Origin of the sequence: Arenicella xantha (assembly GCF_003315245.1) — a bacterium.
Lineage (GTDB): Bacteria > Pseudomonadota > Gammaproteobacteria > Arenicellales > Arenicellaceae > Arenicella > Arenicella xantha.
This window is the reverse complement of record NZ_QNRT01000002.1, coordinates 448,711-461,572: the sequence shown is the minus strand read 5'-3', so window position 1 is coordinate 461,572 and position 12,862 is coordinate 448,711. Positions and strand designations below refer to the sequence as shown.

At 46.3% G+C, this 12,862-nt stretch carries 9 protein-coding genes; 7 read left to right on the top strand and 2 right to left on the bottom strand.

Features of this window, described 5'->3' with window-relative positions:
• Positions 1-170 precede the first annotated feature (170 nt).
• The 7 genes from DFR28_RS07935 to DFR28_RS07905 all read left to right on the top strand — a co-directional run bounded on the left by DFR28_RS07935 (position 171) and on the right by DFR28_RS07905 (position 10,578).
• Entirely contained in the window at positions 171-2,474 is a 2,304-nt protein-coding gene (locus DFR28_RS07935) for a CRTAC1 family protein (RefSeq protein ID WP_113953797.1), read from the top strand.
• A 90-nt stretch (positions 2,475-2,564) separates the two neighbouring features.
• On the top strand, positions 2,565-3,362 hold the full coding sequence (locus DFR28_RS07930; RefSeq protein ID WP_113953796.1) for a hypothetical protein: 798 nt from the start codon (positions 2,565-2,567) through the stop codon (positions 3,360-3,362).
• A gap of 126 nt (positions 3,363-3,488) precedes the next feature.
• Complete coding sequence (locus DFR28_RS07925; protein ID WP_113953795.1) at positions 3,489-4,613, top strand: hypothetical protein; 1,125 nt, start codon at positions 3,489-3,491, stop codon at positions 4,611-4,613.
• Positions 4,614-4,719: 106 nt separating this feature from the next.
• Positions 4,720-5,571, top strand: coding sequence for a sulfotransferase (locus tag DFR28_RS07920; RefSeq protein WP_113953794.1), 852 nt, complete (start codon positions 4,720-4,722; stop codon positions 5,569-5,571).
• Positions 5,529-7,121, top strand: a complete 1,593-nt coding sequence (locus DFR28_RS07915; RefSeq protein ID WP_113953793.1) for a sulfotransferase family protein — start codon at positions 5,529-5,531, stop codon at positions 7,119-7,121. The genes DFR28_RS07920 and DFR28_RS07915 overlap by 43 nt, the downstream gene beginning before the upstream one ends.
• Before the next feature lie 444 nt (positions 7,122-7,565).
• Positions 7,566-8,561 carry a hypothetical protein gene (locus tag DFR28_RS07910; RefSeq protein ID WP_342773296.1) on the top strand — a complete coding sequence of 332 codons (996 nt, stop codon included), beginning with the start codon at positions 7,566-7,568 and terminating at the stop codon, positions 8,559-8,561.
• Positions 8,562-8,652: 91 nt separating this feature from the next.
• A complete protein-coding gene (locus DFR28_RS07905) occupies positions 8,653-10,578 on the top strand; it encodes a M1 family metallopeptidase (RefSeq protein WP_211316925.1) in 1,926 nt (641 codons plus the stop codon).
• A gap of 35 nt (positions 10,579-10,613) precedes the next feature.
• Here DFR28_RS07905 and DFR28_RS07900 read toward each other — a convergent pair whose 3' ends face one another.
• Positions 10,614-11,741 (bottom strand): lipase family protein, encoded by a 1,128-nt coding sequence (locus DFR28_RS07900; protein WP_113953792.1) that lies wholly within the window; start codon positions 11,739-11,741, stop codon positions 10,614-10,616.
• A gap of 214 nt (positions 11,742-11,955) precedes the next feature.
• Complete coding sequence (locus DFR28_RS07895; protein ID WP_113953791.1) at positions 11,956-12,756, bottom strand: phytanoyl-CoA dioxygenase family protein; 801 nt, start codon at positions 12,754-12,756, stop codon at positions 11,956-11,958.
• Positions 12,757-12,862: the final 106 nt, after the last annotated feature.

The following is a 12,862-nucleotide window of genomic DNA, read 5'->3' as shown; positions in this document are numbered from 1 at the left end:
GCTGGCGATATGATGCTAACACTTATTGCTGTGCCCTTGAACTGAGTAGCTAGTGCTGGCTCGTTAGTCTTATTAGAAGTCCAGCTTTACGACTAGTCTGAATGGTGTATTGATTTTGCTAATGGCTTAACGTTTAATGACCGCAATTACGATTCGATAGGTAAAAATTCATGAAGTTTAAAAGTTTGCTTGTGCTGGTTTTTACCAGTCTTTTTGCTGGCTTGCTGCAGGCTCAGGTGGTTGGGCCAAGCGATACTGAGGTGCGGGAAAATCGAGACAAAGCCTTAAACTTGGTCAATACTCGTCGCAAACTTGATCGGCTTGTTTGGGGCCCCGAAGAAATTGCTCAAATGTACGAACAGCGAATCGTCAAGCTTTGGGACGACCTACTTAAATCCGATGATAAATTTTCGGTGTTGGCTAGTTTTCCATTCAATAGTTTACAGCTCGCGAAACACAGCAGTAGTGAGCCGTTAGCGTTACAAATTGCTCGCTATAAATTTTCCGGTGATGGTGAACTTTGGACCAACGCCAAGTTCAAGGCATTTATTGCTAGCATGGCCGCTGAGGGTTATGTGTTAGAGCAGTCTGAGTGGCATCATGCCAAATTCACACCGCCAGCAGCTAATATGGGGGCGGTCTCAGAAGTAAGTTTCACGCTACATATTAATCGGCCCAACCCTGCCCATCGACTGGCTTTTAAGGGCATGCTGGAGATTGATTGGAGCGTAGCGTTAGCGGGTGATGTCGAGTTGGTTGCTGACAAAATCAAGGTGCTAAATATGAGCATTCTTGAGCGCGAGAAAGCCGCTCCATTTACCGAAGTGTTTACGGTAACGGGCACTGAGGAGCGACCTCTGATTCATCCTCTTCTGGTGTATGACCTCGATAAAGATGGGAACTCTGAAATCGTGTTGGGCGGGCAAAATATCTTGCTTAAGAACAATGGTGGCGGCGAATTAGTTGCCGAGGAATTGTTCGATAAGTACCGCAACCTTTATGACGGTGCAGTGCTAGCTGATTTCAACGGCGATGGTCAGGTTGATTTTGTTGGTGTTGATGAACGTGGGTATCCCATGATGTTTGTTGGCGGTCCTGATGGTCGTTTTAAAGGGAATCCTTTAAAGATATCGGACCATCATATGAGCTTACCGAAAACTTTTACCGCTGGCGATATTGATGGTGATGGTGATTTGGATTTGCATATTGCTAACTACAAGTATGCGTATCGCCAGGGCCAAATGCCAAATCCGTATTATGACGCGAATGACGGCTATCCTGCTGTGATGTTGCGTAATGACGGCGATAATAAATTTACTGATGTTACCGACGAGGTCGGGCTTGGCGCTAAGCGTAATCGAAGATCGTATAGCAGCTCATTAGTTGACTTGGACGATGACCAAGACATGGATCTGATCGTTGTTAGTGACTATGCCGGTTTTGATGTCTACCTAAATGACGGTAAAGGTCATTTTACCGATGTCACAGATGACTTTGGTTTGGATCGGCACTTCTTTGGAATGGGGCATACCTTCGATGACTTTGATGGCGATGGCAAACTTGATTTCTATGTGATTGGAATGAGCTCAACAACTGCTCGACGTTTGGAGGGCATGGGGTTAGGTCGTGACGATTTTAAGGAACACACTGATATGCGGATGGCTATGGGCTATGGCAATAGAATGTTTTTAAAACGTGATGAGGGATTTGTCAAAGCGCCGAATAATGATGAAGTGGCTCGCACTGGATGGTCTTGGGGCACGAGTACCTTTGACTTCGATAATGACGGTGACAAAGATATTTTTGTTGCGAATGGCCATTTTAGTGGTGAGAGTACACAGGATTATTGCACTACATTTTGGCGTCACGATATCTATGAAGGTGGTCAAGAAGACATCGCTCGGGATATGTTGTTTCAAGTTGAATCGACAGATCTGAGAGAAGCAAAAATCTCTTGGAATGGCTATGAGCATAAGGTGCTATACCTAAAGCATAATGACGAGTTCATCAATATTGCGTATTTGATGGGCGTGGCATTTGAGTATGACGCGAGAGCGGTTGTGACAGAGGATATTGATAACGATGGCCGAGTTGACCTGTTGGTGGTAGAGCATATAGCTAGCGGCACTAATGACACGCGCTACCGCTTACATATCTATCGTAATGGCCTCAATGAGGCCGGTCATTGGATCGGTGTTCAGCTTGAAGACGATGATGAGAGGTCGACTATTGGCGCTACCGTGCGAGTTATAGCTGAGTCTGGAAATCAAATGACTCGAGTGGTTACTGGTGACTCATTTTCGTCGCAACATTCAGCCAAATTACATTTTGGTCTTGGTTTGAATGCGGCAGTAGCAAAGCTCACTATCACGTGGAGTGATGGCACTGAGGTGGTGCTCGATGAGCCGGCAATAGACAAGTATCATCGATTGCCTAAAGCGAATAATGCAGCGGGCCAAACAATCAAGCCTTAGTCGGGTCGGTGTTAGGAATGCGACTTTAGTCGCACGACACACGACTTATCAAGGCGTATTATCAATTGCTTACTAACAGGTTTTATTAACATGATGGCTTGGAAAATGTTGCATCAACAAGAGGCTGGCGTGGGAAGATTGAAAATTCTCTGTGACAGCCTAAGGCCTAGTGTAGACATCAAACTAGTTGCTTCTGGTTTAATGTTTCTCGCTTTAATTGGTTGTTCGAACGAACCACCGCCTCACGTAACTCAAAAGACCGCTGAAGCTCAAGATAGTGTCGCTGAAGTTATCTCTGTGCAGACATCTGAAGATGATTCTCTACCAGCTATTGAAGATGCTTCACATCGACACAATGCTGTAGGGGGAGATTCAAGTTCTGCAGTTGATGATGTGGAGGGAGAATCTGATGAGCTAACCGATGAGCTTGCTGATGAAATTTATGCAAATTATGAAGCGCCAATCGACCGAGTTGCGTTACAACCCCTCACTGAAAATTATGTGGAGTGGAGCGCGCCCGAAAATATAGATTATAGTCGAGCGGACATAACGATTGTCGGACCAGACGGGCAGCGTATACAGCAGTCTTTTGGGCCAGGTGAGAGTTTGTCTATGGATTCAAGCCTACCGGATGGCGTTTATACATGGGAATCAGTTATATCGCCGCAAGTAGACGAATCGGTTAGAGTCGAGATGCAGGCTGTTAGATCGTCGGGCGACTCGGCAGCGGAGCTGGAACTACTGCAACGTCTCCGTAATGAAGGCAGTTTGCCAACCGAGGAGCAAGGCGATCAGAACCGTCAATCAGGCTCATTCTCGGTAATTAACGGCGTCGCTAGGCCAAATTATGTAGACGGTTCAAAAGAGCTGATAGGTAACGACGATTAAGTTATACTGTTACTTAATTGTAATGAAGAGCTGGCTTTCTGTGGAGCAGGGTGGTTGAAAGCAAGCGGGTCACAGTCATAGTGTTGACTGTAATTTTTAAGTGAGTAATAAACTCAGGGGATTGGAATGAAGTTCATAGCAAAAAGCACGCTAGCTATATTAAGTGGTGTAGCGTTCACACATTCAGCGCAAGCAGATGTCGTTCATGCAGATGATGTCATTATTCAATTTAGCCAGTGCGTGGGAAGTGACTGCGCAAATGGTGAGAATTTTGGTTTTGATACTCAACGCCTAAAGGAAAATAATTTACGGATTCACTTCGACGATACCAGTAACTCTGCGAGCTTCCCATCGAATGATTGGCGCTTGGTGGCAAATGATACTAGCAATGGTGGTACTAGTCATTTCTCAATTCAAGACTCGACCGCCGGTCGTTCACCGTTTCGTGTCGAAGCCGGAGCTCCTGCCAATTCCTTAGTTGTAGAGAGCGATGGCGATATTGGTATTAAAACGCTAAATCCCGTTGTCGATTTACATATAGTAGAAGGCAATACCCCTACAGTTCGCTTTGAGCAAGATGGTTCAGATGGCTTTACCCCTCAAACATGGGATATGGCTGGGAATGAAGCTAACTTTTTTATTCGAGATGTAACTAATGGCAGTCGGCTGCCTTTGCAAATTAAGCCTGGAGCCGATTCCGGTTCTCTATTTGTCGCGGCTAATGGTGATGTCGGTATGGGGACTTCTACTCCTAATACTGCGTTGCATATCTCTGATACGAGTGGCTCTGGTGGACAAAATATGCTTCGCCTGCAGAATAATGGTAATCCAGAGCTGGTTTTTGAAAATACTAATGTTTCTAAATCATGGGAAATTTCAGCAGGTCTGAATCTGATAATGCGAGAGGACGGTGGACCAGGTGGCAATCTGTTTACATTGAGCCCCACAGGAGACCTAACAATCGCTGGTGGGCTAATATCAGTTGGTGGAGGTGGGAACTGTACGGTTGCTGACCCGTGCGATAGAGTCTTTGACAAAAATGTGTATGAAATTCCTTCGATTGAGGAGCATGCGAAATCGATGTGGGAGAATAAATATCTCCCATCTGTGGGCCCGACCGGAGCCGATGAACCAATCAATATGACGGTTAAAATGTTGCGTATGTTAAACGAGTTGGAAAAAGCTCACGTTTATATTGAGCAGTTAAATGAGCGGCTCGTTGAACTGGAAGAAAAATTGGTTCAACAGTAGACATTGCTGCTTAGATTGGGCTGTTAGCTTCAGCCGTTTCGGCGCAACCCAATAAGTTTTTTATCAAGCCCGTGGTGTATTCCACGGGTTTTTTTTGAGTGATGATATGTTAGATGCTATCAAAAAAATTGTGGTTGTCGTGGGATGTCAGCGCAGCGGCACGACGCTAACTGGACAAATTGTCGGGTCTCATCCGAAGGCATTTTTGCTGGATGAGACTGATGGTGTTTATGAGTGGTTTAAGGAGGTCTCGGGTGATGGGGAGGTAAATGTCGATACGCTTTACTCTGTATTGCTTAGAGCACACGATAAATATGTTCAAAAACGAGGGATTGTAGGTCATTTGCGTGAAAATGCTGATTGCGGAAGCGCTACTACGGAAATTACGCACTTAGTTCTAAAGGTTCCAAATCTAACTTATGAGTTTGAGCGACTTTCAACTTTGGATATCCCTGTTGCTGCAATCTACTTAGTAAGGGATCCACGTTCAGTCGTTCGCTCAATGACCAGGCTCTCGCAAATCCCAATGGTTGAGAATCAAATCAAACTGATTTCCGCTAAACCTGATTTAGTTTCAAGGTTCGCTGTGGCGTATTCAAAGATTTGTTCTTCGAACACTAGCGAGCACGTGAAGAGAGCGCTGGTTTGGTTGATTAAGTCTAGTTTAGTTGGCGATTTTTTGAATGCAGGTATTCCAACTATGGTTTTAAAATATGAGGATTTGGTCTTGCGCAGAGAAGAAATGGCTCAATTGCTAGCCGAGCATTGCTCATTGAATTTTAGTCAAAGTATGTTGCAACACCACTCGATCTTAACCGGCAAAGGGCCCGGAGGGACCGAGCGAAGTAGACCAATAGATTCGAATTCGTTAGATGCCTGGGTTGATTTGGATCCATTGGTTTTGTCTGATATTAAATGTACAGCGAAAGAGTTGATGAGCGAGTATGGTTATACGTAAAAATGAGTGTTGAGATACGTCGAGAGTACCCTGACCTCACAGGTTATATTGGTCACGAGTCAAGGCCTATTAGCTTTGTGACCGTCCAGTTTTCTGGAGATTATGATCACAATATTTGTAGGTCTGATGCCGTTAACAAACCTAGGCATCAATTTATTACTGTCGATAATGTAGCAAACCTTCGTTATCATAATTTAGGGCAAGCTATTAATGCTGGCGTTAATCGGGCAGTTCATGAAACTATCGTGGTTGTGCATGAAGATGTGTTACTTCCACCTGGATGGGATGGTAAGTTTGAGCAAGCTTTAAGTGAGCTGGAATCAGTGGACCCTAATTGGGGTATCTTAGGAGTGTATGGATGGGATGTGGACATCAAGCCCACCGGTCACGTTTCAGACCCTCAGTCTTATAGGGATCATTTGCAGGCTCAAAATTTTGCTCAAGTTGTAAAGCTAGATGAGCAGCTTTTGGTGTTTCGAAAAAGCAATACCCTTCGTCTTGATGATAACTTGCCTAGCATTCATTTAATCGGCGAAGATTTGATACGTAATGCGAATGTTTTAGGTCAAAATGCATACGTAATTAATGCGCCTTGTATTCATAAATACGCTGATGAATGCGGAAATTTAATTCAATCAAGGGGCGATTCACCGAAGATAGTGAATCGACAGACCTTTACGTTTCGCGCCGAACTAGAATCTACCCACGAGTATTATTTAGATAAATGGGGGTTATCGCCGGCCTGCGAAACCCTAGAGCAGGTGCTGGGTTCGGACAAGCAATTGATAATATTTCTGTCTAGAGGCGGTAGCGGTTCTAGGCTCTTGTCAGAACTGGCGCAAGACTTAAATATCGATATGGGTAGCGAATTAAACGGTAGTGGTGATTCAATCCCCATGGTTTTAGCCATTTATAAAGCAATTTTTAAAATAAACCGGTTTCCCAGTTCTTGTGATCCTGAAAAGCAGTCGGTTCGGGGGTTGCATTACGCCGCTAGAAACCTGTTGAGTCAAATTGGGAACAGTATGTTTTGGGGGTTTAAATTGCCTGAGGCGATGTTAATACCTGATCTCTTAGTGCAGGCATTTCCTAACGCAAAATTTATTCATATGGTGCGAGACCCATTGGCCACATGTTTGCGACGTACTCATATGACGGCTAGATTAGACAATGAAATCGGTAGAGTAACATTGCCACTCGCGTACGAAGCGAACGGCTTATCTGCATCTCAGATTCTGACTGATTCGCCGGCTAAGCACATGGCCTACACAACAGTGCATCAGCTGCAACAAGTGTTTGACAGTAGCAAGCTCCATCTTGGGTCAAACCTTTTTGAAATAAGATTTGAAGATATATGTGAGGCCCCCGCATCTGTTGCGGCAAACGTCGCAAGCTGGTTAGGCGTCAAAGTTTCTGGCGCGAATCTCCAGGATTCTATAGATATATCTAGGGCTGCGAATCCGTCGGTAACCTATGACGATGCTGTGTGTAAAGACGTGGAGCAAATACTTAAGCCTATTAGACTGAGACTTGGATACACATCTGAATGAAAAGCGCGGACTGAATGTACCTAATGGCCGGCCAGTCGCTTTCGTTGCTATATATTGTGCATTTTTATTAACCAGTAGTGGATGCGACTTACATATCATCGATGATATTGTTGTATGTTCTTCGTGTTTTCAAGCGAATGCTTTTGCGCATTCAAAAGGGTTGGTTGGCGGATGACTTGGTGTTAACCGTGTGCTTTCTTCGCTGCGGAGACAAACCGTAGAGTCTATTCGTGTTTGTGTTGAATGTCGGGATGGGCTTATGTTGAAGATATTGGGTTTGGTCGTGAACGAGGTATTTGAAATATGTTTCAATTCAAAGCAAGTATTGTGATGTTTTGGTTGTTTTACTCAATCGTAGCGATTCAGGTGGTTTCTGCGCAGGAGTCGAGTGACGATCTGTTGCTGACTGTACCAGCTTTGATTGCAGGGAGTTATCGAGCTTCGATGGAGTTAGACATTCCCGAACCAGCCGCAGGTTTTTGTGCGGTGCCGGCGACTGCTCAGGCTGAGTCGATCGCGCAGCCTGATACGGTGATCGGTAACGGTTCTCCAGCGAGTTGCACCAGTGCAGCAGTCGTTGCGGCGGTGGCTAAGGGCGGGGTTATTACCTTCAATTGCGGTGCTGCGCCGGTTGAAATAGAGATGCAACAAACCGCCAAGGTTATTAATAATACTGGGCCGCGCATTGTCATCGACGGTGGTGGAAAGGTGACATTGAACGGGCAAGGGCAGCGTCGCATTCTGTATATGAATACCTGTGACCCAGATCAAATATGGACAACTCCGCATTGTCAGAATCAGGACCATCCGCAGCTGACAGTGCAAAATATTACGTTTAAGAACGGTAACTCTAAGAGCGAAACACAATACGATGGCGGTGGTGCAATTTGGGTCAGAGGAGGGCGTTTCAAGCTAGTGAATACTCGTTTTGAAAACAATGTTTGTGCTGATGCTGGGCCCGATGTGGGCGGCGCAGCTGTGCGCGTGTTTAGTCAATATCAAGGCTTGCCGGTTTATGTTGCTAATAGTATTTTCGGCGGCTCAGCGGAAACAGCCAATGTATGTTCAAACGGCGGCGGGCTGAGCAGCATTGGTGTGTCGTTCTCTATATATAATTCTTGGTTTAGTCATAATCGTGCGATTGGGAATGGTGCAAATCCAAGTCGTTCAGGCACTCCGGGCGGTGGGAGTGGTGGGGCAATCTACAATGATGGTAATGATTTCGATTTATTTTTGTGCGGTACTACGATAGAAAATAATCATGCAAATGAAGGTGGTGGAGCGGTATTCTTTGTAAGTAATAATCGACAGGGCACACTGAGTATTGAGAATTCTTTGCTCCGGAGTAATCCTAGTTTAGGTTTTGAGACCGCGAATTACCCAGGCATTTTCTTTTTGGGGCGTGGTAATCCATCGGTGGTGCGCTCAACAATCCAATAGCGCGAGTTGCTGGTGGGTAAAAGGGTTGATCGTCAAAGTTGAAATTGACGTAGAAGAGCGCATAATCACCGCCTTCACGAATAACCAAACTATGACTATCATGACCTTACGAACTTTGTTTCTTGTGATTGCGCTATTGGCTGTAACAGCCTGTGAGCGCGGTACGCCGTCCGACACATCCGGTACTAGCTCTGGATCAAGCGAAGCGACAGTTGCGAGCGAATCTAACGCGGCCGATCAATCTATCGAGGTTGGTAAGGACTACCATTCGTTGTCTAATCCTCAGCAGATCATAGTGACCAATATTGCGTTGGATTTGGATGTCGACTTTGCGCAGCAGGTTTTGCGCGGTTCAGCGACCTTGGCATTTGACCGCAAGCAAGCTGATGCAAATACGTTGGTGCTCGACACTCGCGATTTGACCATACATTCGGTTACCGTTAATGGTGCAGATATTGAGTATGCGCTTGGCTCTGCGGATTCATTTTTGGGCGCGCCCTTGTCGATTACTTTGCCGGCTGACGCGCAAGCGGTCACGGTTGCATACACGACGTCACCAGAAGCATCTGGCTTGCAATGGCTGACGCCAGCTCAGACCGCAGGTGGACAGCACCCGTTTCTATTCTCACAAGCGCAAGCGATTCACGCGCGAAGCTTTATTCCATTGCAAGACTCACCGCAAGTTCGTGTTACTTACCAAGCTACGATTCGCACTCCTAAGGAATTGTTGGCGGTGATGAGTGCGTCAAACGACCCTGATGCCGCGCGCGATGGTGTATACGAATTTACTATGCCGCAGCCCGTGCCGTCTTATTTGATTGCTATCGCGGTCGGTGACCTGCAGTTTAAGGCGATGGGCGAGCGGACCGGTGTGTATGCCGAGCCCGCCCTGCTTGAGTCCGCAGCGGCCGAATTCGAAGATACCGAGTCTATGTTGATAGCTACCGAGCAGCGTTACGGTCCATATGGTTGGGATCGCTATGATTTGTTGATTTTGCCACCGTCATTCCCGTTTGGTGGTATGGAGAATCCACGTTTGTCTTTTATTACACCTACCGTGATTGCCGGTGATAAGAGTCTTGTTTCTTTGATCGCTCACGAATTGGCGCATTCATGGTCTGGGAATACCGTTACCAATGCGACTTGGCGTGACCTTTGGTTGAACGAAGGCTTTACCACCTATCTGACCTATCGGATCATGGAGATTGTGTATGGTACTGACCGTTACAACATGGAAGCCGTTTTAGGCTTTCAAGATTTAGAAGCCGATATAGATCGGCTCGACGCCGCAGACACGATATTGGCAATTGATCTGCGCGGGCGTGATCCAGACGACGTGTTCTCTAATGTGCCTTATGAGAAAGGCGCGTTATTTCTGCGTGAGATCGAGCAGCGGGTTGGTCGAGATCAGTTTGATGCGTTCTTAACGAATTACTTCAAAGAATTTGCGTTTCAGAGCATCACCACCGATCAATTTGTTGATTATCTAAAGCAAACATTGTTAGTCGAATACCCCGACAAGCTAAGCGAAGAGCGAATTAATCAATGGATATTTGAAGCTGGTTTGCTCGACAAATTGCCATTGGAAGAGTCCGATGCCTTTACCAAGGTCGATACCGCGCGGATGCAGTGGTTAGGCGGTGAGCGTGCAGCCAGCGATATCGAGACCAAAGATTGGACGGTACATCAGTGGTTGTATTTCTTGAACAATATGCCTGAGGCACTTAGCCAAGAACAATTAGCGGATTTGGATAATGCGTTTGGCTTAACCGAGTCGCGTAATAATGAGATTGCGCATAGCTGGTTATTAATGAGTATCAAGAATTGGTATGAGCCTGCATTACCGAGATTACACAGCTATTTGACGTCGATTGGGCGAAATAAGTTGGTTAAACCACTTTATCGCGAGTTGGCTAAGTCCGAAAAAGGTAAAGCGTTAGGGCAAAAAGCATTTGCTGAAGCTCGCGATGGTTATCATCCATTGACAGTGAAAGCGAATTTGCCGTTTGTAGAGTAACGGCGACATCGAGCTAGGAGGTGTCGCAGATTGATTTACATGTAGTCTGCTACTGCCTCTAAGTCTCGGCGAACTTTCATGAGGTTGCCTTGTTCCCAGTTAAGTGATTGCTGGTCTGGCGCGTAGCTGGTCATTGGCCAGCTGGTGTGAGTGATAGCTTGGTCGAAAAACTCACCTAGCCAAATTTCGGGTGACCGCATGGTTGCGCGGTCAACGACGTATCGATAATTGCTCAGTGAATGCCACGCTTCTATGATTATGACTGGGTCATGCATGTAGCTATCGACAGTAAAAGACACTTCAAATTCAGTGCCCACATGCTGGAAATTAAACGGGGCAGCGTCAAAAGGAACGTTGGTAATCAGGTCGTAATTGTTGCGAATTCTAATTGTGCTGTCTTTTAAGCGATACTGAGTGTCGTAACACTTCTGCCATGCTCTAGTACCAACTCGCGGGCTGGCAAAATTAATTGCAAATAACTCAATGCTCGGCTGGCTGGTGGCAAGATCCAAGGTAAACAGGCTGGCTAGAGCCGAACCAAGGCTGTGGCCGGTAATGAATATTTTCTTTGGTGTTTGTGGTAGTGCTTTAATGGTATTAAATAGTTGCTGTTGCATGCTAGCGGACATTGACATGCTTTTGCTGGAGTAAAGTCGATTGAATCCAGCGCCAACTTGGATATCGTTGGGGAAGCTCTTGCTCGGCTGATGTGGGCGAAACTCCGTGGTGCCCGTTGAGTCTAAGTCTTCCCACATATCATAAACTGATGAGGTGCCGCGAAATGCGAATAGATATTCATCGCTGTGCTTGGTCGACTGGTAGACAAGGCCGAATCTTTCCTCTTTACCGCTGCCCCAAGCGACCGCATCGAAGCCGCTGAAGCGCATTAAATAACTATATGAATGAGCTCCGCTGTAGATTGCGGCAGGTACATGCGCGGGGTCATTTGAGTGCGCATAGTCGGCGTAGGCCGCCGCTGAGGCTTGGCCAGCTAAACTAGCCAGATTGGGATCAATAACTACCGAGCTGTTGTCATTGGATGTGTTGGTGTGCAGCATGTGCTGTGACCTCTGCATATTAGCTATGTAAGTGTCGGATTGCGGGGGTATCGGAGTCGACGTGCTCGCTGCAGCGAGTGGTCGTGTATATGGTTGGCTGTTCATGGTGCTAGTAAACACCGATCAAATAGCTAAATCTATTACACAAATAGACTAGCGCGGGGGTAGGTGAGGATTGTTGCGCAACATTATTGTTGTTGCGCGTGGTTTTACTCAAGTATGGGTATGTCAGGCAAAGCAGTATTAATCATCGTGTGCTTACCCTGCTCGAGGATGATGTGATTTAACCCGCTACTTTCTATAAATTACTTCCTGTAAATTACTTCAGTGCCAGCGGTATCTCCGGTCGGCTGGCGGAGTGTGTGCCAGCTATTGGTTGCGTCGATTCTGCGTGGTAAGTGTAGACCATCGAAAACTTCGGTTTAGTGGTGGTGTTTTTACCTGCAGCGTGAAAGCAATGGGCGCTGAATAAAAGAACGTCGCCAGCGTTGAGCGGAACCAGGCGTTGAGTCGGTAGGCGGTCGCGGTTATCTGGATGGTCGATTCGTAAAAACTGCGCCTCGTCTAGTGCGGACTCCCGAACATCCCAGCGATGCGAGCCGGGCAAGATCTTCATTGCGCCGTTTTCTAGTTGTTCGTCGCCAAGCGCAAACCACGCGTTAATTAAATATTTATCGCTGAAATTCCAATACCGAGTGTCTCGGTGCCACATGGTTTCCGAGCTGTATTGCGGTTGTTTGGTCATTACGCAATTGTGGTGGTTGGGATTAAGCAGAACCGTGTCGCAATCAAGAATTTTCGAAATGGCGGCAATAATCTCTGGTGCCTCGGCATAGCTCCGAAATAGTGCGTCTCGTTGATACGCTAGCAACAGTCTGCGGATAGTGTTTCCGCCGCTCGCGTCTTTGCTGGTCGGGGAACCGGGGTACTGGACGTCAGCTTCCAATTCAAATGGTTCAATTCGCTTATCTAAGTGAGCCTGGCACAATGCTCTGAGCTCGAACCGTTGTCGTTCATTGAGTATTTGCGGCAATACCAGATAACCGTCAATCTTGAATTGTTGAATTTGCGCGTGTGTGAGCATGGTATTGGCAGGTTGAAGGCGGACTATTTCGGTCATTCTCGCTTTGCTTAGTTAAGTGTACAATGGGCAATTGTGTAAAAAACACGAATTGCATGAATCAGTGGTTTTCTCGAACGCGATTTTAACTTAACCTTAGGGATTC